General features: G+C 58.9%; 8 protein-coding genes and 1 pseudogene. 6 read left to right on the top strand and 3 right to left on the bottom strand.

The window, feature by feature from the left end:
• Positions 1 to 108: 108 nt before the first annotated feature.
• Positions 109 to 1,296, bottom strand: a complete 1,188-nt coding sequence (locus BN4575_RS15420) for a tyrosine-type recombinase/integrase (protein WP_068978845.1) — start codon at positions 1,294 to 1,296, stop codon at positions 109 to 111.
• Positions 1,297 to 1,484: 188 nt separating this feature from the next.
• On the opposite strand from BN4575_RS15420, the gene sbcB reads away from it, so the two are divergent.
• Together sbcB and BN4575_RS15410 are read left to right on the top strand one after the other, a co-directional pair.
• Positions 1,485 to 2,900, top strand: a complete 1,416-nt coding sequence (gene sbcB, locus BN4575_RS15415) for an exodeoxyribonuclease I (RefSeq protein ID WP_068978844.1) — start codon at positions 1,485 to 1,487, stop codon at positions 2,898 to 2,900.
• A gap of 155 nt (positions 2,901 to 3,055) precedes the next feature.
• Positions 3,056 to 3,556, top strand: a complete 501-nt coding sequence (locus BN4575_RS15410) for a hypothetical protein (RefSeq protein ID WP_042024061.1) — start codon at positions 3,056 to 3,058, stop codon at positions 3,554 to 3,556.
• 78 nt (positions 3,557 to 3,634) lie between these two features.
• Here the strand turns inward: BN4575_RS15410 and BN4575_RS15405 are convergent, their stop codons facing one another.
• Entirely contained in the window at positions 3,635 to 5,344 is a 1,710-nt protein-coding gene (locus BN4575_RS15405) for a glycoside hydrolase family 36 protein (protein WP_068978843.1), read from the bottom strand.
• A 175-nt stretch (positions 5,345 to 5,519) separates the two neighbouring features.
• Between BN4575_RS15405 and BN4575_RS15400 the strand changes: the two genes are divergently transcribed.
• The 4 genes and pseudogenes from BN4575_RS15400 to BN4575_RS21305 form a co-directional block, all read left to right on the top strand.
• Positions 5,520 to 5,876 carry a CidA/LrgA family protein gene (locus BN4575_RS15400; protein ID WP_042023702.1) on the top strand — a complete coding sequence of 119 codons (357 nt, stop codon included), beginning with the start codon at positions 5,520 to 5,522 and terminating at the stop codon, positions 5,874 to 5,876.
• Positions 5,873 to 6,559 (top strand): LrgB family protein, encoded by a 687-nt coding sequence (locus BN4575_RS15395; protein ID WP_042023703.1) that lies wholly within the window; start codon positions 5,873 to 5,875, stop codon positions 6,557 to 6,559. Before BN4575_RS15400 ends, BN4575_RS15395 begins: the two co-directional genes overlap by 4 nt.
• 196 nt (positions 6,560 to 6,755) lie before the next feature.
• Positions 6,756 to 7,640, top strand: a complete 885-nt coding sequence (gene cdd / locus BN4575_RS15390; RefSeq protein ID WP_068978842.1) for a cytidine deaminase — start codon at positions 6,756 to 6,758, stop codon at positions 7,638 to 7,640.
• 248 nt (positions 7,641 to 7,888) lie between these two features.
• Positions 7,889 to 8,150, top strand: a pseudogene (locus BN4575_RS21305) (cryptochrome/photolyase family protein); the annotation flags it as partial.
• A 180-nt stretch (positions 8,151 to 8,330) separates the two neighbouring features.
• Here the strand turns inward: BN4575_RS21305 and BN4575_RS21300 are convergent.
• The gene (locus BN4575_RS21300; RefSeq protein WP_083221059.1) at positions 8,331 to 23,681 is read right to left on the bottom strand and encodes a retention module-containing protein; all 15,351 of its coding nucleotides are present in this window, start codon (positions 23,679 to 23,681) and stop codon (positions 8,331 to 8,333) included.
• Positions 23,682 to 23,705: the final 24 nt, after the last annotated feature.

Below are 23,705 nucleotides of genomic sequence, written 5' to 3'. Positions count from 1 at the left end.
GTGATTAGCATTAATAATGGTCATAGGCTTCGCGCGTGTTGATTTTGTTTGGCGATAAAATCAGATCACAAACGAAGCCTTTTTTATATCTATTTCAATTGGTTGCCGCTAAAGATCCTGTACATGAGCTTCCATTAATTTTTTATCCCATAACTCATATGCCTCACGTTGCTCATTGGTCCAATCATGAAGATTGTAAATAGCCATCACACCCGCCATTCGGTGGCCAAGCATTTTCTCGGTTACCTGAGGCATGACGCGTTCTTCCGATAAACGCGTACTCAGCGTCCGACGCATGTCATGCATACGCCAATACGGCAGATCCAGCTTATCTCGCACACGCTCTGCTAACTGGATGAGAGATGCACTACTCAATGACCTTTTCGGATTCACTGGCGAGCGACATACAGGGCCGCCCTTTAGCCGAGATCTCGCTGCCGTTTCTTGCAACAACGTCATCACTCTCGTAGGAATAGGCCTACGTATTGGCGCCCCACATTTGGCACGAGCAGCGGGAACCGTCCAAATTTGCTCCTCCATATTGAACTCACTCCACTGTGCACCCAATGCCTCGCCACTGCGACAACCAAGCAGGATCACCAATTTGGCTGCCAATTTTAATCCGCGGCTGGCCCTGCTCTGTTCAAATGCAATCCAAATCTGAGCAAGTTCACGCATGGTCAACACACGAGTACCTCTCTCAGGTTGAGAGCCCACATCTTCGGTGCGTAATTGCAGCACCGGGGAGCCGCCAATGAGATTACGCCGAATACAAAAACTAAGAATGGACTTTAATCTGCGCAATAAATGCCCTGCGTTTTTCGGCTTTTTCTTGCCAATCTTATCAAACCACTCCAGCCAGCTCGAAAACGGGATCTGTTCAACCGGAATACCAATAAACAGAGGTTCGAAATAGCGCTGCATGGTATGCTCATAGAGCATGACCGTACGGGGCCGCAGCTTGGGCAGATGGTGTTCACGAAAATGCTCGCAGCACTGTTTAAGTGTGACATCATGCTTCTGGTGGAGCTTATCCCAGAAAACTCTGGGATGTTCATTACGCTCAAGTGCACCACGGATTGCAGGGATCAACGCCCTGGCATCAGCGAGTTTAAGGTCGGGATAGCGTCCAATTTTGAGTCTCGCCGCTTTTCCTTGCCAGCGATAGCGATATTGCCACGAGATGGTGCCTCGCTCGGTGACCCGAGCTGACAATCCATCACGGTCTGACAATTCCGTCTTGCCAAAGTAGGGCTTACCATAGAGGGCCCGTAGCTTCGTATCAGTAAGTGGCATATGACTCTCCTGTGACTGGTCATCTGATTTTTCACTGACACATTAACGCGTCCTAACGTGTACACAGATATGTACCAAACTGGTCTGAAACGGACTGAATCAAGGTCGGACAAAGTGAGACAATCTGAGATAACACTCCGTATAACGACTTGTTTTTCAAGCATATAGACACAATTCAGAACCACGAAATGAACCAGCAGACAAATCCTACCTTCTATTTCCACGACTACGAGACCTTCGGCATCAGCCCTGCCAAGGACAGGCCATCACAGTTTGCCGGTATTCGTACCGATGCAGATTTCAACATCATTGGCGAGCCGCTGGTGATTTATTGCAAGCCGCCAGCGGACTACCTGCCGGACCCGGAGGCGTGCCTGATAACCGGCATCACGCCACAAAAGGCGATGAAGGACGGGCTGTGCGAGGCGGATTTCATTCGCCAGATCCACGAGCAGTTCGCCACTCAGAATACCTGCGTACTGGGCTACAACAGCATCCGCTTCGATGACGAAGTGACCCGCTACACCCTCTATCGCAACTTCTATGACCCCTACGCCTACGCTTGGCAAAACGGCAACTCCCGCTGGGATATCCTCGACATGCTGCGGGCCTGCTATGCCCTGCGGCCAGAGGGGATCGAGTGGGCGTTTGATGATGAGGGCAAGCCGAGTTTCCGGCTGGAGAAGCTGACGGTCGCCAACGGCGTGTCGCACGCCAATGCCCATGATGCGCTCTCCGACGTGCTGGCTACCATCGAGATGGCCAAACTGGTAAAAAAGGCTCAGCCCAAGCTGTTTGGCTATCTCTTTGATCTGCGCAACAAGAACAAGGTGAAGGCGCTGATTGATGTGGTGACCATGAAGCCGCTGGTGCACGTTTCCGGCATGTTCTCCCCCTGGCAAGGTTGCGTGAGCTGGGTGTCGCCGCTTGCTTGGCACCCGACCAACCAGAATGCGGTGATCATGGTGGATCTGACCCGTGACCCCACCCCGCTTATCGAGTTGTCGAGCGAGGAGATCCGCGAGCGCCTCTATACCAAGAAAGAGGAGCTGGGGGATCTGGCGGCTATTCCGGTCAAGCTGGTACACATCAATAAGTGCCCGGTGCTGGCACCGGCCGCTACCCTGACCCCGGAGCGGGCCGACCAGCTTGGCATCGATAGGGAGCAGTGCCGCAAGAGCCTGGATCTGCTGCGCGCCCATCCCGAGGTGCGAGAAAAACTGGTGGAGGTGTTCAATCAGGAGTTTGCTGGCAGCAATGACAGCGACCCCGATACCCAGCTCTACGCCGGATTCTTTGGCCACGGTGACAAGTCCACCATGGATCTGGTGCGTGCAACCCCCGCAGATCAGCTGGGGGAGCGGGAGTTTGCCTTCACCGACTCACGCCTGCCCGAGATGCTGTTCCGCTACCGCGCCCGCAACTGGCCGCACACCCTGAGCGAGGCGGAGCAGAAACGCTGGCGTCTGCACTGCAGCGACTACTTCAGCCGTCGTCTGCCAGACTATGTACCCCGTCTCGAAGCGCTGGCGGAGCAGAATCAGAGTAACGAACGGAACTTTGCCATCCTCAAGAGTCTCTATCGCTATCTGGAAGATTTATGAGTTGTGAGTAATTTCACAATAAATCCTTCCCGCCCATCCCCTTCTTCAGGTCATAATGACGAAGGGGATTTCCCCAAAAACCAATATCTTGCAACATCCAGGGCGGATGTCTCCCAAGCAAGAGATCTCTTTGGCCGAACGGAAGCCATTTGCTGATGCCTCGTCACCACGCACTGCTCGGATTACTGGCCCTGCTGCCACTGGCAGCCAACGCCGCATACCGGTTCGATGTGCCGGATTATCTTGCCCGTCTGCCAGAGCAGACCTACCAGATCGTCGAACACAACTTCAGCACCCTTTACCAGCAAACTGACTTCACCCCCCAGATCACCAACAGCTACTTTAACGACTCCAACCTCTACAAGTTTGTCGGGGTGCCATTAGTCATCACTGCCCAGGCGGGTTTTCAACTGGAGGTATTTGGCCAGGTCTATAACCGCGCCTCTCAGGCTTATACCCACTTGAGCCAGGATATGTCGCTCTATCGGGTGATGCGGGTCGATCTGATGGGGAACCCTAATGACCAACTGGCCATCGGTTTTGGTCTGGGGGTGCCCATCACCCCGTTGCTGACCCTCAAGGCGATCGCCTCCGGCAGTGACATCCCGGGCTATGGCTCCGCCAAATACGCCGTCGGTTTTGAGTGGCGTTACTGACAACCGTGGCTGATAACCGCTGATTGAAACAATTCAGGCTCCGTGATGGAGCCTGAATTGTTTGTTGTGACGCAATGATCAGGTGTAGTGGATCACCTGCCCCTCGCCCCCTTGCAGGGTCACCGCCGTGCCGACAGCCTGCCCTTGCCAAAAATCGGTTCCCCCTTCCGGCAGCAGAAACTCTTGTGGTTGTCCCTCCCAGTTGAACAGGCAGAGCAAGGATCCCCCTTGCGGCAGGTTCACTTCGCCACAGGCAAAGTCCATCGACTCGAAACGGGCAGAGGGTGTCCGGGCCGCACAAAGCGCCAGCAGCTTGCGCAGTTGCGCCGCCTGCTCCTCGTCGAGATCTTGAAGTCGATCACCCGCCAGGGTCATGCCGCCGCTCGCCACCAGCGTGGCCAGATGGAAGCGGTAATCCGCCTTGCTGGCCTGCTGGGTCGGCAGATCCCGCAAGCAGATGCAGTCGGGATCGAGGGCCCAGAGCTTGTCGTTTTGCCAGGCGCGGCAAAACGCCTCGCGGGCGATCTGGCGATAGCGGTGGCCATTGCGCTCCACATCGTCACTCACCCGCATCCCGTGCACCAGCCCAAGACTTGGCCAGATCGGGGCGTTGCAACCGAGCAAGAAGGCTCCCTCCCCTGCGCCGCGCAAGATGGCAGCCATACCGCGCCGATAGGCCTCAACCCGTGTGGCTGCCGGATCGTGGAAACGGCCACCGTGGATGGCGCCCCAGAAGTTGGCATCGAGCTTGAAGTAATGGATGCCCCACTGCTCGCGCAGGGTACGAAACACCCGCTCGAGGTGCGCTTGCACCTCGGGGTGGGTACCGTCCAGCACATACCAAGGGGTACAGCGCCAGCCGCCATAGGTCACCCGCTCGGAGGGGAGCGGCAGTCCGTCATCCCCCTTCACAAACCAGTCGGGGTGATCCTGAAACACCTGCGAACCGGGCTCGGCGATAAAGGGAGCGACCCAGAGGGCCGGTTCGCAGCCAGCCTGTTTGATCTCCGCAGCCAGTGATGCCACACCTTGCTCGAACTTGGCAGAGGGAGTGAGCCAGTCACCCATTTTGGCCTGATAGCCATCGTCGATCTGCACATAGCGCAGGGCCGGGAAACGCTCGGCACGCACCTGCAGATTTTCGCGAATATCGGCAGCGCTCACCTCGGCGTAGTAGTGATACCAGGAGCACCAACCGCTCGGGCGATCACTCACCTGGCCGATCAGCGAGCCGTGCTCGGCCTCGATCAGCTGTGCCAGCTCGGCCAGCAGATCCTCGCGCTCCGCCCCTTCCAGGCAGATCAGCGCCTCGCTCTGCCAGTGCTCACCAGCCGAGAGCTCCCGCCCTTCGCCGTTCATCAGGATCTGCAAGCGACCATCGGGGTAGAGGCGAAACTCCCCGCCAAAACGGTGGCAGCTGGCAAAGGCGAGCAGCAGCCACCCCTTGCCATGTTCCACCAGCAGCAGGTTGTGAACGGTATGGTAGCCATTGTCGTCGGTAATGCGATAGACGCTGGCATCGGGACAACGGCCGACCGGCTGCGGTGATTGCCAGCTGCCCATGGTCTGGGCCAGCATCTGGAATCCTTCGCCATAAATGGCGCTCTCCAGCGGCAGGCCAAGCTTGCCGTCAAACAGCACCCAGCACTCAACCGGGGTGGCGTCAACGCCGGTGTTGTCGAGCCGCACCCGGCACAGAGGCCCTTCCCACTGACGGGTTTGCAGCAGGTGGGATGGCAACGCATTATCGTTCGCCAGCAGGCGAACTCGGGACAAGAGGGATGTCATCACTACTCCTTGTAGTTCGAAAAGGGTGCTATCAGACGATGTTCAAAAGATTGTTCAACAGATCATCGTCATACAAATCAGCTTCAAACGAACTGATTTCAGTTGTTATTGTTTTAATGCCGCGACCCGGCCTCTCTGGTAAACTGCATTTTTCTTCACAGTCGATGGGGCTCACGTGATCGCGCAACGTGCCTTGCTGTTCCTTCGTGACTTTATGGTCATCGTCGCCTGCCTGCTGGCAGGCAAAACCGTGGCAGCTATCCTGCCGTTTGCCTTCCCCGGCAGCATCATCGGCATGCTGCTGCTGTTTGTGCTGCTCTCCCTGCAACTGATCAAGCTGCACTGGGTCGAGCAGGGAGCAGGCTTGCTGCTGCGCCACATGGGCGTGCTGTTCGTGCCGGTAGCGGTCGGGCTGGTGGCCTGGCTTGAGCCCCTGCGCCAATCCTTCGGCCTGATCATGCTCTGTATCGTGCTCGGGATTGTGCTGATCCTCGCTACCGTCGGTCGGCTCTACCAGAGGATGAACAAATGATCTTCTGGTGCGCTATCCCCCTGACGCTCGCGCTCTATTTCACCACCCGCGCCCTCTATCGCCGCCTGCCCTGGCCCATCATCAATCCGGTGCTGGTGCCGACCGCGGTGATCATCGGCCTGCTGCTCTGGTTCGATCTGCCTCTTGAGCAGTACGAGCGCGGCAGCAGCCCCATTACCATGCTGCTGGAGCCCGCCGTGGTGGCGCTGGCGCTGCCGCTCTATCAGCAGGCACGCCAAATTCAGGCCAAGCTCAAGCCCATCCTAATCTGTACCCTCGCCTCCGTCTTGATCTCGGTGTGCACAACCCTGCTGATCGGTCATTTTATGGGCGCAGATCCGGCACTGCTGGCATCACTCGCCACCAAATCCATTACTACCCCGCTCGCCATGAGTGTCAGCCAGTCCATCGGCGGTATTCCCGCCATCGCGGCGGCCGTAGTCGTGGTGGTGGGGATTGTCGGCGCGCTGATCGGCTACCCACTGCTCAAACTGCTGAAAGTGACCGACCCGGAAGCGCAAGGTCTTGCCATGGGGGCCTGTGCCCATGCCATCGGCACCGCCACCTCCGCCGAGAAGGGGATCACCCAGGGAGCTTTTGCATCGCTGGCCATGGTGGTATGCGGGATCCTCACCGCTGCCGTTGCCCCCCTGCTGTTTGCCATCTATCACTGGCTGATCTGACTACCCATTGACCACCTATTGACCACCCCGAGGGGCCTGCAGGCCTCTCGGGGTGCGACCTGCCGCACAATTTGCACAAGACAAACGTTTCCATTACCATCAGCCTCCGTTTGCCCGTCAGGGCGTGAGCCTGCTCACACATTTACCTGAGCTTGCTCCCTACAATGGCCGCCCAATTGGCCTTTGAGGACACACTATGCATCCCCGTTTTGCCAAGCCATTCGATACCCTCTCTGCTCCGCTCAAAGCAGCCGTGCAGCCCATGCTGGATAGTGCCGAATTCAACGCCCGCTTCACCCCGGAGCAAGTCGCCACCCTGAAAGCCGCCACAGGCCTCGATGAGCGCGCTCTGCGCCTCGCCCTGTTGCCGCTGGCTGCCGCCTGCTCGGTGGCGCCCATCTCCAAATTTTATGTCGGTGCCATCGCCTGCGGCCTGAGCGGCAGCTGGTACTTCGGCGCCAACATGGAGTTTGCGGGGCAAGGGCTGTTCCACTCGGTCCATGCCGAGCAGTCTGCCATCTCCAACGCCTGGCTGGGCGGCGAGACCGGGATCAGCGAGATCACCGTCAACTACACCCCCTGTGGCCACTGCCGTCAGTTTATGAATGAGCTGAGCACCGCCAAGATCCTCAAAGTTTCTCTGCCCGATGACTTGAGCACCCTGCAATCCTTCCTGCCCCACTCGTTCGGCCCGGCGGATCTCGACATCACAGATGCGCTGATGAGCCCGCAGGATCACGCAGAGCTATCGCTTCAAAGCGAAGACCCGCTGTGGCAAGCCGCGCTGACTGCCGCCCGTCAAAGCTATGCCCCTTACAGCCAGGGCTATGCCGCTGTGGCGCTGCAGTTTGCCGATGGTCGTATGTTCACTGGCCGTTACGCCGAGAACGCCGCCTTCAACCCCAGCCTGCCGCCGATGCAGATGGCCTGTGCCCACGCGGTATTGGGCGGTGAAGATCTCGCCACCATCAACCGCGCCGTGCTGCTGGAGAGCAAAAACGGCCAGATCAGCCAGCGTGACTCCGCCCAGTCCACCCTCAAGGCGCTGGGCTCCGTCGAGCTGGAGTATCAGGCGGTCTAACCCCTGCTCCGCCTCGATAAACAAAAAGCCCCCGCACCTTGATGCGGGGGCTTTTTTACTGGGCGGTTTTCACTGGGCCTTACTATTTGGCGTTGCGATGGGACTTACTGCCGAGACCTGCATTAAGCCCGTGATGGATCAGACCGGGAGCAGAGCAAGTGCTCATAAAACATACACATAAGCAGTAAACCGGCAGTGACGTTGATCCGCCCGCGCCCCCTGTTCGTTATCTTACCCAAGCGCACGCCACGTCACTTGCCCTGCTGGCGGGGATCAATCCTGATGAGATGGATCAGTGGTATCTCGGCATCTATGTGGATGCCATCGAGTGGGTGGAGCTGCCCCTTCAAGAGTCTCTAGTGGCACTTTCTCTGGTGCAATCGGGATAAACTTGGCAGCAATCCCAGCCTCGCCCTGCCCTATGCCAATTGGGATGGGCAACCCGAGCCACAACAACAAGCCATATTGGCCAGCGCAGCACACCATTTGATCCACCTTGAGCAGCTTTAGGCGCATTCATATCCCCCTCATTGACGCTATGGATAACACAGCGACGACCTGTTTGCAGCGCTGTGGCAATCAGCCATCAAATCACGGAAGGGAATTGCGATCAGACAGTATGTGCATGGGGCACCGAAGCGCCCCATGAAACACACCACATAAGTCGGCCTCAAAAAGGCCACCACACTATCAGGGGTGCTGAGTGATCAGACTGTGGTTATCCAGCATGCTCTGCAGCACATCGTGGGACGAGGTAGTGGCCAGATGCCAGCTGGTCAGGTCCACATCCTTCAGGGTGATCTGCTGGGTTATCTGGCCATCACCCGCGGGCGAAACCGACAGATTCACATCACTCAGGCCATTGCTCCCCATGGTCACCGAGGCTGAGAGATGCTTGAGCAGATCATCGACACCATTGCCTGTGACACCCTGCAGCATGTCGGCCAGATCGATCTTGTCCCCCTGCTCCGGGTGGAAGTCGGTGATGGTATCGATCGCGGGCTGCCCCTGACGCCTCTCGTCCCCGTGCTGCCAGACGAAGAGATCGCTGCCAGCCCCGCCGGTGAGGATGTCGTTGCCATGCCCCCCCAGCAGACGATCATCACCGGCGGAGCCAAACAACCAATCCCCCTGATCCGAACCGACCAGCTCATGACCACTCTGGCCGTGCACCGGGATGGTCTCAAGGGGCGTGCTAAAGGTTGAACCACCAACACTCGACTCGGCACTGATCCCCAGCACATGGTCACCGTCACCAAAACCGCTGAAGAAGAGCGGAGCCGAGTGATCGGCCGGGATCAGCCAATCGCCATTGCCATCGGCATGACCGACGCTCTGGCCATGCTCGTCCTGCACTTGCGCCCCATCCAGACCACTGATGCGGATGGAGAGCTCGCCGGTTGCCGGATTGACCACGCTGGCGTTGATGCCAAGGGGGATAACGGCCCCCTGCAAGGCATGGAACGCCTGCTGATCCACGGTCAGACTCGGCATATCTGGCTCGGCCGTGACCGTGATGGCCACCTGATCGGTATCACTCTTCGCCCCGCCTGCGCCGCTGTTGCCTTGATCAGAGGTAGTGACTGTGAGCGTGTCCTGCCCCCAGAAATCTTTGGCCGGTTCATAGTGAAGGTTGCTTGCCAGCAACTGGTTGAGATCGGTCAGCGACCCCACCAGGGAGATCTCGCTGGTCCCCGCCCCCTGCACAACCACAGCGCCAGTCGCCCCCAGCAGGGTCAGTACACCATGCTCGACCCGCAGCACCATGGAGACAGGCGCACTGCCTGCATCCACATCCTTCACGCTGACGCCGGAGAGCGACAGGGAGCCATCTTCCTTCACCGTCATGCTGCTAGGCAGCTGATTGACCGGGGCATCGTTGACCGGCTGCACTTCGATGGCTACCACGTCGGTATCGCTCAGCGCGCCACCACTGCCGCTATTGCCAAGATCATTGGTCACCATGGTGAGCTGATCCTGACCATTGAAGTCCTGCTCACCCTGATAAGTCACCCCACCGGACAGCAGCGCATTGATGGCATCCAGCGGCCCGCTGAGCACCAGCATCCCGCTACCGTTGCCGGTCACCGTCACCCCGCTGCCCGCCACCAGATTGAGGGTGCCGTGCGCCACCGAGAGGCGAACCTCGATGGCGCTACTACCCGCATCCACATCCTTCAGCTGCAGGCCGTGGATGGTGTACGGCTGATCTTCCTGCGCCACCAGCGGCGCAGTTGGCAGCTGATTGATCGGCGCATCGTTGACCGGCTGCACCTCGATGGGCAGCACATCGGTATCGCTGAGCGCCCCGCCACTACCGGTATTCCCCTGATCGTTGGTGACCATGGTCAGGGCGTCACTGCCGTGGAAATCACTGTTGCCCTGATAGGTCACCCCACCAGAGAGCAAGGCATTGAGATCGGCCAGCGTGCCGGTCAGCACCAGAGAACCGGTACCGTTGCCGACCACAGTCACGCCGCTGCCAGCCGGCAGCGTCAGGGTGCCATGCTCCACCGACAGGGTGATCTTGATGGGGCTGCTGCCCGCATCAACATCTTTCACCTGCAAGCCGTGGATGATGAAAGGTTGATCTTCCTGCGCGACCTGAGGGGTCGTTGGCAATACGTTAATGGGCGCATCGTTGACTAGGCTCACATCCACATGGATGGTGCCATTGACCACGGGGCCAAGGGCGCCGTTATCGAGGCTCTGAGCCGTGATCTTGAGATCCAGTGTACCGTTGGCATCATTGGTCACCAACTCGACCGCGCCAAGCTTGCCACCCTCGGTGGTGACCTGCCAGCGACCGCCACCCAGATCAACAACCGTCCCCACTACGCCGTTTGGCAAGCGGATCTGGGCGCCATCAGGGACCCCTTCGATGGTGACTCGCACCTGCTCCGGCTTGTTCTCATGCACATTACCCGCATTGCCGCCGGTTGGCTGGGTATCCCGGGTCTCCAGCCCCAGATCCAGGGTGATCACATCCCCTTCGGTACCGCTCGCCTGACCCTGAATATCGGCTATGATGGCATCCCCCACCGGGTTAATCGTCACCTTGAAACTGCCAGGCTCCTCCCATGGCACCGTCAGACCTTTATCAAGAGTGAAAGCACTGAAGGTTAGATCGACTGTGCCGCTGAAGTCCGCTGGCGGGATCAGGGCCAGCTTGGAGAAGTCGGTCCCCACCGGGATCTGCCATACGCCGCCGCCATTGTTGACCGCCGGAGCCGACAGGGTGAAGCCATCCGGTACTCCCTTGATCTGCAGCGCGACGATCTGCTCCGAGCCATCGTTGTCGATAAGGGTTGCACCAAATCCGGCAAGGTTGACCGTACCATCCTCGCTCCCCGTGACACTGTGCACCGTGAGCTTGGCCGGATCGTTGACCGATTTTATCTCAAACTCTGCATGCCCGTTCCAGCTGGCTTGCGCCGTGCCGGTGGTGGCGGTATCGAGAATATCGACCTGGATATCGAGCGGCACCTTGCCGCTAAAGTGCTCTTTGGGCACAAACACCAGATCTTTAAGCGCCGCCACACCACTGACCACCAGGGTGGTCAGTGGCTGATTGCCGACCAGGAAATAGCCAAACTTGGGATCGACGGTAATGGTCACCGCCTTCACCGTCTCGAGGCCACCAGCAGCCACGCTAGGGCTGATATCAGCCAGTTTGACCGAGAGATCGAGGTGGATCTCGGTGTCTTCCAGGTTGCTGGGCTGACCGTTCACATCCTTGACCTGCAGCGTCAGCTCGGGCTGACCATCCTGGCCACCGTTGATATCTACTTCCGGAGTGATGGAGAGAGTGACTTGCTTCTCGACCAGCTTGGTATCACCGCTGGTGGTATCGGTATTAACGACTCGCACGTTCAGATTGAGTGTACCGGCGTAATCAGTGGGTAACCCCAGCGTCAAATTCTCCAGACCACTCAGGCTGGTCGGCAGTTTGATCAGGTATTCGCCATTGACGAAGTCATAATTAAGCCCCTGCAAAGTGACTCCCGGTGGGAGCCCTGTGATGACAATGCTCACTTCATCGTGATTACTATCCTTGCTCGCAATCACAATCTGCGATTTGAGCTGAGCCCCGAGATCGACAACATGATCCTCAACCCCGACTACGGCAGCAGGTTGGAATATGATCTGGGCTGCCTTTTCATCGGTCGCGTTGGCAAAGATGAAGATTGCCGACACGGGCATTTCGCGAATCACGGGGGCACTGATATCTCCGTCATCGCTATAGTCCAGAATCCGAGCACTTACCTTGAAATTAACCCGGCCGGTAAAGCCATCTGGCGCATGCAAGCTGTAATTGCCCAGATTGCCAGCCGGAACAGTCCAGTTGCCCTTACCATCGCTGATACCGCCATTGACGACAAATCCAGGAGGCAAATCGCTGATCACCAGATAGTCGATCCGTTCACTGCTGCTGGGATCGCGGTCGTCAAAACTGAATGCACCCACCAGATCCACTGGTTGATCGAGGAAACCAATCAAGATTGGGTTGTCTATCTGCAATTCGCCATCCGGCTCTACCACAGCCTGGATATCCACATGCAGCTGACCATCAATCACCTTGTTAACCACCACATTGGAATCCACATCCTGCTGGGTCACGGTGACATGACTCTGGATGGTGGTATCCCTGTCGCTATCTTCCGGTGCTTTCACCAACAGCTGGCCGCCGTTTAACAGGCTCTTCAGATCTGTGTCACTCAAGTCCACCCCACCGCCGTTCACGATGAGCTGGGTCTCGACCCCACCCACCCGGATCCAGATCTCGTAACCGGGCTCGATGCCTGAGAGAGTGAGGTGTGTCACCTTCTCGGCGCCATCGCTCAGCACCGGATGCCAGTCCAGCACCACAAACTGATCTTCAAGGCCATGGCTGGTATTGCTGTAGTTGGTGGCATCGATCTCCGGCTCAACCTTGATATGCAGGGGCACCTCAAAGCTCTTGTGATCACCATCGTTCTCGGTCACCACCACCTTGGCGATCAGGTTCAAATCCGCCGTGCTGTTATGGGGCGGCTGGATCACCAGATTACCAAGATCCGAGACATTAACCTGATAGGTCGGCTTGCCATGGGCATCGAGTCCGGCAAAGGTAAGCGTCAGCGCCTTACCGCTGGCATCGAATACCTTGGCCCCTTCCGGCAGACCACTCAGCACTAGGTTAAGGCTTTCCGAGGTATCTAACGGGGTCGCCGCCAGTTCACCGGAAACCAGCTTGAAGTTGAGCGGCGCTTTGCCATCTTCGGCCACGGTGATGCTGTAGCCTTGACCAATGCCATCATGGGTCCAGTGGGTACCATTGAGGATAAAGTCCGGTCTATCGACCACCCCCACCAGATCCACATGAAGTGTCTGACGACCTGCCTCTTTCTCGCTGACCACGGTATGGGGTTGACCATTGGCATCGGTCAAGGTGGCGGTGTCTTTCACCACCCCTTTGATGGTGAGGTCAAAATCGACGTTGCTGTTTTTCGGCGGCTGCAGCTTGAGTTCGCCAATGCGATTGTAGGGAACCTCATAGTAACCCGCCGCGTTCCACGCCACGGCGACGCCCCCCAACAACAAGGTTGCACCGGCAGGCAAGCCACTGATGCGGACAAACATCTGCTCGGAGCCATCGAGTTTGTCACCCAGATGGGCCAGAGAGATCTTGTTGCCCAGATCGAGCAGGGTATCTTCCTTGCCCTGGATCTCGCGCACTGTCAGCTTGGCGTCATCCGCCACCGGATTGACGTTGATCACCAGCTCAATCTTGTCTCCCTGCGCCGTACCCTGACCCAGAGCGATCGGGTTCTGCTCCGTGCTGATCGGGGTCACCGACAGCTTGATGTCACCACTGAAATCCTTGCCCGGAACCACGGTCACCTTGTTAATGTCACTGGCAGAGACGGTGTAGAGTCCGCTGGCGTTTGGCTTGAGTTCAACCCCGTTGAGCATGAGCGCGCCCTTGCCCGACTCCCACTTAATCTGGTAGCTCAGGGTTTCGGAGCCATCGGTGTCGGTGAGCGCAGCCTTCACGTTGAGCGCGATGCCAGTGCTGTCCTCATTGGTGTTATAGTGCTGATTCGTGCTCGCCCCATCCCAGAGCGGCTTGTCGGCAATGCCCTCTACCGTAATGTCCAGATTGCCGGTCAACACCGGTGGCTTGTCCCCCTCGGTGACGCCCACCTGTAATTGCACCGGGAAGCGCAGCGCGCTGCCCCCGTTGTTGTAGCTCGAGTAGTCGTGATTTGGTACGAAGGTGACGCCGGTCAGCTGGAACTTGTCGTTGGTATTGGCCACCGCCACCATGGCCTCTGGCGGCACCTGATACCAGGTCTTGCCACCCTGGGTGATGGTGGTCAGTGCGACACCGTTGAAATAGAAGGTGCCCTGGGCATTGGCAGGCGCCTGGATAAGCAACTGCTCCACATGCTCGCCCCGATCGAAATCCCCCACATCCAGGCTCATGGTGATGGGGATCCCCTGGCCGGGATTGGTCGCCCCCGCATCCTCTTGGCCGGTGGCCGCGATCACGGTAAGTTGGCCTGCCTCATCCCCGATAGTCAGGGTCAGGACCCCATCATCAGTATCTCGGTCCCCGTCCACCAGATGAAACTCTATCTGCTGTACCAGCGTAGTATTGCTGTGATCGATACCGGGTTTGGCAGTAAAGCTGTAATTACCCTCAGCATTGATCACCAGGGTGCCTATGGTCTGCCCAGTGCTGTCTGTGACCGCAATGGTGGTGTCGCCCTTGGCGGCGATGGGGTGCTCGGTGCCATTGATGGTCACCGATTTCACTGCCGCATCGTCCGCTCCCTCGCTGGCAGTGGCCAGCAGATCGCCGGTCACGTTCGCACCTTCATTCAGAGCCTGTCTCGCATCAACCGCAAGGGGCACATCATCCTGCACGCTCACATGGCCAATCACTTCGGCACTGAGGTCTCCGTCACGGTCCAATGCCTGTAGCGGCAACTTAATGTCCAGCAGATCCTTGCCTTGGGCGCTGTGATCCAGATTGCCGATCAACTTGAAGGTATAACGACCGGAGACATCCAGAGTCAGCTTGAAGATGAGCTTGCCTGCACTGTCCTTGCCAAGGTAGACACCCGGCTGGCTATCGGCGCCAATGGTGACGACCTTGCCCCCCGAGGTTAGGGTGTTGAGGGCGTTGAAACGGGCCACATCCAGTTGCAGAGAGACCACCCGGTCACTCCCGGCTGCAATCGTCACCTGGCCGATTGCAACTTCTCCCGTGCCTGAGGGGCTGGTGCCCCCATGCTGGCCACTGCCACCATTGAGATCCGACTCCTTGACTGCCCCCCCCTCGATGTTGGTGATCACTGGATTGGCCGCATCATTGATCACCGCAGTGGTACTGCCGGTGGTCACGCTGCCATCACTATCAGTGACCTTGACCGGCAGGGTCAGCGTCAGCTTGTTGTCAGTGCCGTGATCCAGGTTGGTGTGCAACGTCACCTGATAACCAATTTCGGCGCTGGTGTGGGCGGCGATGCTGGCGGGGACAGTGGGGATGGAGACCGTCATCACCACCAGACCACCACTGGTCACTGCCTGGAAGGTGTGGCCATCGGTGCCAACCGCTTTCCAGCTCAAGCTCTCGCCATTGTGAGTAATGGGCTTGCCGCTGACATCCATGACCTGACCGGAGAGGGTCAATCGCACATCAGTCACCGGATCCGAGTCAGCCTTGATGGTGATCTTGCCGCTCGTCTGTTGGTCGTCGGTGGCCGAGTTGGCGCCATCGAAGCGCCCTTCGCTTAAGGTCACGCCAGTCAGGGTGAGGGTCGGTTTCTCCCCTTCCCCAATCTGGATATTGAGGGTGCCGCTGGTGCTGTCGTTGTTGCCACCTGCCTTGTCGTAGTCATTGACGATCACCTTGATGGGCAGCTCGGTCACTGCGTTGCCGCCCTGATGAAGCCCCTGATAGAGGGTCACCTGATAGTCAAACCCGTTCTTGCCCGCCTGATCGAGGCTGCCAACCAGCTTGACCTCGAACACCTCGACCCGCAGGCCATTGACCTCGACATAGCCCTTGAGCAGCTGACTGCCGGGGATAGCCGAATCCCCATCAACCAGCTCGAACTGCACCGGTTTACCCAATGCGGTCAGCGCAGGCTGTTCGTTGGCATCGGCAAACGCCACTTCGGTCACTCGATCCGACCCAGCTTGCACATCAAAGTGACCGCTCTGGCTCAGGCTGTTGCTGCCGGTGAGGTTCCCCTCATCCAGGGTCACACCAGCGCCCGGGATAAAGCTAGGTGCCTTGCCATCCACGATGGTGAGCGGCAGCGTGGTACCGATGCGATCGCCATCCTTGTCGGCCAGGGTGACGGCCAGCGGCAGGTTGAGGGATTCATTCCCCTTGTGATCCAGCTCGCCGCTCAGGGTGACCTTGGCGGTGACGCTCCAGTTGCCGTTGTTGTCGACCAGACTCAGCTCGGCACGCAGTACCACCTGTCCACCGGCGGTCCCGACCAACTGGCCGTTGGCATCGAGGGAGAAAGTGACCGGGTTGCCATGGCTGGTCAAACCGGTCAGGGTGCTCTGGATTTTTGCGATATCAAAACCAAGGGAATTGGGGTCGAGGGCATCGCTACCGTGAGATACCGAGAAACTCATGGTGCTGACCGCAGCCGTCTCCCCTTGTGCCATCTCGGTGATCATGGTGCCAGTCACGGCGGAGATGGTCGGATTGGCGCCATCACCCACCGCCACGGTAATGGTGGAGGAGACCTTGTCACCATCGCTGTCGAGCAGAGTAAAGCCCGCCTTGAGCAGGCTGTCGGCACTGCTCTGATCCAGTGGCTGATGGAGGGTGAAGCTGTATTTGCCATCGTTGCCGAGGGTCAGCTCAAACACCAGCGTGCCATCGGGGGTGCGCCCCTCGATCAGGTGATCGGCCACCGTGATGGTCACGGCCTGCTTGCCCGAGGTGAACCCTTGCAGATCCGGCTGACTGACATCGAAGGTGATGCTGGCCAGCGGATCGCTGCCCGCGGTGATAGCCAGATCGCCGCTAAGGGTCTGGCCCTGCTGCCAGTTGCTATCTTCGGTCAGGGTGAGCGAGACAGGATTAACCTGCGGCAAGGCACCATCAGTAATGGTGATATTGAGGATACCGAGGTTGCTCTTGTCCCCGTCAAAATCGCTGCCCTGTACCTTCAGGCCAAGGTTAAGGCTGTTGGTCGCCTCCGGCTCGTCAAACACGCCGGTCAGGGAAACGCTGTATTTGCCATCCAGCCCGATGGTAACGGTGAGGATAGCCTTGCCCTGCCAATCCTTGACGATCAGCTGGTTATCTTGCACCTCATAGGTTGTCGCCTTGCCCTGGCTGGTGAGCCCCGCCAGCGCCGGTTGGTTGGCATCAAAATTGAGGGAGACCAGACGATCGCTGCCCACCGTCACCGGCAGCTGGCCATCGATGCTCTGGTTGCCCCCCTCTTGCAGCGCAACGCCTTTATCCAAACCGAGCACAGGATCTGCGCTGTCACTTACCGTGATAGTGGCGGAACCCTGATTCTTGCTGCCATCGCTGTCGGTGACTTCGACCGGCAGGGTCAGCGTCAGCTTGTTGTCGGCTCCGTGATCCAAGTTGGTATGCACCGTCACCTGATAGTCGATCACTGCGCTGGTGTGAGCGGCGATGCTGGCGGGCACAGTGGGGATGGACACCGTCATCACTACCAGACCACCGCTGGTCACAGCCTGGAAGGTATGGCCATCGCTGCCAACCGCTTTCCAGGTCAAGGCTTCGCCATTGTGGGTAATGGGTTTGCCGCTGGCATCCATAACCTGACCGGAGAGGGTCAGTCGCACATCGGTCACCGGATCCGAGTCAGCCTTGATGGTGATTTTGCCGCTCGTCTGCTGGTCATCCACTGCCGAGTTGGCGCCATCGAAGCGCCCTTCATTGAGGGTTACATCGGTCAGGGTGAGGGTCGGTTTCTCCCCTTCCCCAATCTGGATATTGAGGGTGCCGCTGGTGCTATCGTTGTTACCGCCCGCCTTGTCGTAGTCGTTGACGAGCACCTTGATGGGCAGCTCGGTCACGGCATTGCCGCCCTGATGAAGCCCTTGATAGAGGGTGACCTGATAGTCAAATCCGTTCTTGCCCGCCTGATCGAGGCTGCCAACCAGCTTGACCTCAAACACCTCGACCCGCTGGCCATCCACCATCACATAGCCCTTGATCAGCTGGCTACCGGGGATGGCGCTATTGCCATCAGCCAGCTCGTACTGCACCGGTTTACCCAATGCGGTCAGCGCAGGTTGTTCGCTGGCATCGGCAAATGCCACCTCGACAACCCGATCCGACCCGGCTTGCACGTCAAAGTGGCCTGTTTGACTCAGGCTGTTGCTGCCGGTGAGGTTTCCCTCATCCAGGGTCACCCCAGTGCCAGCAATAAAGCTCGGAGCCGTGCCATCGGCGATGGTGAGCGGCAGCGTGGTACTCACGCGGTCGCCATCCTTGTCGGCAAGGGTGACGGCCAGCGGCAGGTTGAGGGATTCACTGCCCTTGTGATCCAGCTCGCCGCTCAAGGTGACCTTGGCGGTGACACTCCAGTTGCCGTTGTTGTCGACCAGACTCAGCTCGGCGCGCAGCACCACCTGCCCACCGGCGGTCCCGACCAACTGGCCGTTGGCATCGAGGGAGAAGGTGACCGGATTGCCATGACTGGTCAAGCCGGTCAGGGTGCCCTGAATGGAGGCGATATCAAAGCCAAGGGAGTTGGGGTCGAGGGCATCGCTGCCGTGAGCCACCGAGAAACTCATGGTGCTGACCGCGGCCGCCTCCCCTTGCGCCATCTCGGTGATCGTGGTGCCGCTCACGGCGGAGATGGTCGGATTGGCACCATCACCTACCGCCACGGTAATGGTTGAGGAGACCTTGTCGCCATCGCTGTCGAGCAGGGTAAAGCCCGCCTTGAGCAGGCTGTCGGCACTGCCCTGATCCAGCGGCTGATGGAGGGTGAAGCTGTATTTGCCATCGTTGCCGAGGGTCAGCTTAAACACCAGCGTGCCATCAGGGGTGCGCCCCTCGATAAGATGATCGGCCACCATGATGGTCACGGCCTGCTTGCCCGAGGTGAATCCTTGCAGCCCCGGCTGATTGGCATCGAAAGTGATGCTGGCCAGCGGATCGCTGCCAGCAGTGATAGTCAGATCACCGTTAAGGGTCTGGCCCTGCTGCCAGTTGCTATCTTCGGTCAAGGTGAGGGAGACAGGATTAACCTGCGGCAAGGCACCGTCAGTAATGGTGATATTGAGGGTACCAAGGTTGCTCTTGTCCCCGTCAAAATCGCTGCCTTGTACCTTCAAATCAAGGTTGAGGCTGTTGGTAGCCACCGGCTCGTCAAACACGCCGGTCAGGGAGACGCTGTATTTGCCATCCAGCCCGATGGTGACGGTGAGGATCGTCTTTCCCTGCCAATCCTTGACGATCAGCCGGTTGTCTTGAACCTCGTAAGTTGTCGCCTTGCCCTGGCTGGTGAGCCCCGCCAGCGCCGGTTGGCTGGCCTCAAAGTTGAGGGAGACCAGACGATCGCTGCCCACCGCCACCGGCAGCTGACCATCGATGCTCTGGTTGCCCCCCTCTTGCAGGGCGACGCCTTTATCCAGACCAAGCAGAGGATCTGCACTGTCACTTACCGTGATAGTGGCTGCCCCCTGATTTTTGCTGCCGTCGCTGTCGGTGACTTCGACTGGCAGGGTCAGCGCCAGCGTGTTGTCCGCCCCGTGATCCAGGTTGGTATGCACCGTCACCTGATAACCGATCTCTGCGCTGGTGTGAGCGGCGATGGTGCTAGGGACAGTGGGGATGGAGACCGTCATCACCACCAGACCACCACTGGTCACTGCCTGGAAGGTATGGCCATCGGTGCCAACCGCTTTCCAGGTCAGGGTTTCGCCGTTATGGGTGATGGGCTTGCCGCTGACATCCATGACCTGACCGGATAGCGTCAATCGCACATCAGTCACCGGATCCGAGTCAGCCTTGATGGTGATCTTGCCGCTGGCTTGCTGATCATCGGTGGCCGAATTGGCGCCATCGAAGCGCCCTTCATTGAGGTTCACTCCGGTCAGAGTGAGGGTCGGTTTCTCCCCTTCCCCAATCTTGATATTGAGGGTGCCGCTGGTGCTGTCGTTGTTACCACCCGCCTTGTCGTAGTCGTTGACGATCACCTTGATGGGCAGCTCGGTTACGGCGTTGCCGCCCTGATGAAGCCCCTGATAGAGGGTCACCTGATAGTCAAACCCGTTCTTGCCGGCCTGAGCGAGGTTACCAACCAGCTTGACCTCGAACACCTCGACCCGCAGGCCATTGACCTCGACATAGCCCTTGAGCAGCTGACTGCTGGGGATGGCGGGATCCCCATCAACCAACTCGTATTTGACGCTCTGGCCGAGGGCGGTGAGGACCGGTTGCTGTCTGGCATCGGCAAAGGCTACTTCAACCACCCGATCCGACCCGGCTTGCACATCGAAGTGACCGGTTTGGCTCAAGCTGTTGCTGCCAGTGAGGTCCCCCTCATCCAGGGTCACCCCGGTGCCCGGGATAAAGCTCGGTGCCTTGCCGTCCGCAATGGTGAGCGGCAGCGTGGTACCGATGCGGTCGCCATCCTTGTCGGCAAGGGTGACAGCCAGCGGCAGGTTGAGGGATTCGCTGCCCTTGTGATCCAGCTCGCCCGTCAGGGTGACTTTGGCGGTGACGCTCCAGTTGCCGTTGTTGTCGAGCAGAGTCAGCTCGGCACGCAACACCACCTGCCCACCGGCGGTTCCAACCAGCTGGCCGGTTGCGGGGTCAACGGCGAAAGTGACCGGATTGCCATGACTGGTCAAGCCGGTCAGGGTGCTCTGAATAACGGCGATATCAAAGCCAAGGGAGTTGGGGTCGAGGGCATCGCTGCCGTGCGCCACCGAGAAACTCATGGTGCTGACCGCGGCCGCCTCACCTTGCGCCATCTCGGTGATGGTGGTGCCGGTCACGGCAGAGATGGTCGGATTGGCGCCATCACCTACCGCTACGGTAATGGTGGAGGCAACCTTATCGCCATCGCTGTCGAACAGGGTAAAGCCTGCCTTGAGCAGGCTGTCGGCACTGCCCTGATCCAGCGGCTGATGGAGGGTGAAGCTGTATTTGCCATCGTTGCCGAGGGTCAGCTTAAACACCAGCGTGTCATCAGGGGTGCGCCCCTCGATAAGATGATCGGCCACCATGATGGTCACGGCCTGCTTGCCCGAGGTGAATCCTTGCAGCCCCGGCTGATTGGCATCGAAAGTGATGCTGGCCAGCGGATCGCTGCCAGCAGTGATAGTCAGATCACCGTTAAGGGTCTGGCCCTGCTGCCAGTTGCTATCTTCGGTCAAGGTGAGGGAGACAGGATTAACCTGCGGCAAGGCACCGTCAGTAATGGTGATATTGAGGGTACCGAGGTTGCTCTTGTCGCCGTCAAAATCTGAACCCTGTACCTTCAGGCCAAGATTGAGGCTGTTGGTCGCTTCCGGCTCGTCAAACACCCCGGTCAGGGAGACATTGTATTTGCCATCCAGTCCGATGGTAACGGTGAGGATTGCCTTGCCCAGCCAATCCTTGACGATCAGCTGGTTGTCTTGCACCTCGTAAGTCGTCGCCTTGCCCTGGCTGGTGAGCCCATCCAGCGCCGGTTGGTTAGCCTCAAAGTTGAGGGAGACCAGACGATCGCTGCCCACCGTCACCGGCAGCTGACCATCAATACTCTGGTTGCCACCCTCTTGCAGGGCGACGCCCTTGTCGATGCCCAATGCGGGATCACTGCCATCATTGACGGTCAGCATCAGGTTGGCGCTGGTGCTGTCGCCATCGATCTCTTTGGCGCTCACCTGCAAGCCGAGGGAGAGGCTGTCACTGCCCTTGTGATCCAGCGGGCCGGTAAGCGTGACCACCACCCGACCAGCCAGATCGCTGCCCTGCTGCTCCGCCGTCAGCTCGGCGCGCAGCACCTCCACCCGTTGACCGCTGCCATCCAGGTAGTAACCCAGCAGAGTGCGATCATCGGCAAATTCAAACGTCAGCGGATGACCATCGCTGGCAAGACCCGAGCCGTTGAGGGTAGCCAGGGTGCCGCTTTGATTGCTGAACACCAGCGAATCCACCAGCAGGGGATCGGCGGTGTGTTTGACCACAAAGCTGCTCTCGCCCACCACGGCGGCGCCGTTGGTAAAGGCATCTTCGGTCAGGGGAATTGCCGGGATCTCGAAGCTGGGCGGATTGCTGTCCACCAGATTGATCACCAGCGGCGCCTTCACCAGATCGCCGTCGCTATCGCGATATTCGAGGTTGAACGGCAGGCGCAACGCGTCTTGACCGTGATCCACGCTTTGACTCCAGACGATGCGGTAGCTGCCGTCATTGTTGAGGGTCAGGGTGAAGACAGTCGCCCCACCGGCGGTAGCGGTCAGGGTCTGACCGTTGATGGTGTAGCCAAGGGGCGCACCATGGCTGACGAGCCCCAGCCCTTCCAGCGCACTCTGATCAGCGGCGAACTGTACTTGCAGATTGCCATCCTGACCTGCACCGGTATTGAGGCTGCCGGTCGCGGTGATCGGGCCATCGGCCAACCCTGCTTCGGAGAGCGTCAGGGTCTCGCTCTGACCGATCAGCGGCACGCCATCGCTGGCACTGTTGCCCGCCAGATCGGTGACGCTGGCACGCACTTCAAAGGATTGATTGATGCCGGAGAGATCCAGGCCGCTCACCTGCCAGCGGCCATCCGCCCCCACCAGTGCCGAGGTAGTCAGCAGCGGCTGGCCATTGCTGTCGACCAGAGTAATAGTGACGCGCTGCCCCGCTTCCACATTGCTGGTGGAGCCGCTCAGGGTGGCGCTGCTGTTGCCAAACAGGGCTGCGGAATCGAGATCATCGATATCGATGAAGGCCTGGGTATCGACATTGATAACAAGGGTATCGCTGGCGCGGTTGCCGGCAATATCCACTGAATTGACCTGCAACTGGTACTGGCCATCGGCCAGGGTTTGCGGCAACTGGTATTGCCAGTTACCGGCGGCATCCACCGTCAGGACGGTGAGCACGCTACCACCAAGGCTCAGGGTCACGGTGGCGCCGGGCTCCCCTTTGCCCTGCAGCAGCGGGGTATTGTCGCGGGTCAGATCATCGGTCTGGCTGGCGCCGCTGTCGCTCTCATCGGCGAGATCGAGGGTAATGGTGGTGATGGTATCGAGCAGGGTCTGTCCGGTGTCGCTGGCATTATTGCCCGCCTGATCCTGGGTATTGGCCACAATCTGCAGCGGGCCATCCACCAGCTTGCCGGTCACATCGCCAAAATTGGCTTCCCACACCAGGCCGGGCAGCACCACGGTCGTCACCGTCAGTGAATTGCCCGCCTGATCGATAAGGGTGACGGTGACCGGCTGGCCCACCTCCACGTCCTCCACTACACCACGAATAATGACACCCGCCGCTTCATCGGCGTTGATGATGTTGTCGCTGGTTTGGGGCTCGGTGATGGTGATGGCGGCAAAGAAATCGCGCTCTTCGGAAAACAGCAGCTCATCGCCCACAGGTTGCACGGCATAATCGGTATCGAACCCGGCCTCGGCCAGGGTGGCATCGTTGGTACGATCGACCACCACAAAACCACCCGAGCTGGAACCGGCCACACCACCGATATTGCCCGCGGCTGCAGCTGCGTTGCCGGCGGCGGTCTCCTGGAACAATTCTGTCGGGTCAATACCCTGACGGATCGCCTCCTGCAACGAGGCCAGTTCCGGATCGGCCGGTTGCCCATCAGCAGCAGGTGTGGCGGGCTCAGGTTTGGCGGCCATATCTTGTTCGCCTGCGAGATCACTGCCCGGCTCGGCTAGTTGAAAATGGCCCCCTTGGGCAGCTTGCAGGCGATCCCCCGGCTGCAATGCCATCCCCACCGTTGCTCGTATGACAGATCCATCTGCACTGATGACAAACACGGAGCCCTCGAGTTGGGAGATCACCGTGGACTTTTCAATTTGCAACTCTGCCATACAACCTCCAGCAACAACCAAACC

Source organism: Aeromonas sp. EERV15 (genome assembly GCF_900079845.1).
Taxonomy (GTDB): domain Bacteria; phylum Pseudomonadota; class Gammaproteobacteria; order Enterobacterales; family Aeromonadaceae; genus Aeromonas; species Aeromonas sobria.
Note: the sequence above shows the minus strand (reverse complement) of the source record. Positions and strands in the feature narration are given on the sequence as shown.

Bases quoted from the DNA above. Each gene is read 5' to 3' on its own strand.
- BN4575_RS15420 (WP_068978845.1), bottom strand. From the start codon at position 1,296: ATGCCACTTACTGATACGAAGCTACGGGCCCTCTATGGTAAGCCCTAC.
- sbcB (WP_068978844.1), top strand. From the start codon at position 1,485: ATGAACCAGCAGACAAATCCTACCTTCTATTTCCACGACTACGAGACC.
- BN4575_RS15410 (WP_042024061.1), top strand. From the start codon at position 3,056: ATGCCTCGTCACCACGCACTGCTCGGATTACTGGCCCTGCTGCCACTG.
- BN4575_RS15405 (WP_068978843.1), bottom strand. From the start codon at position 5,344: ATGACATCCCTCTTGTCCCGAGTTCGCCTGCTGGCGAACGATAATGCG.
- BN4575_RS15395 (WP_042023703.1), top strand. From the start codon at position 5,873: ATGATCTTCTGGTGCGCTATCCCCCTGACGCTCGCGCTCTATTTCACC.
- cdd (WP_068978842.1), top strand. From the start codon at position 6,756: ATGCATCCCCGTTTTGCCAAGCCATTCGATACCCTCTCTGCTCCGCTC.
- BN4575_RS21300 (WP_083221059.1), bottom strand. From the start codon at position 23,681: ATGGCAGAGTTGCAAATTGAAAAGTCCACGGTGATCTCCCAACTCGAG.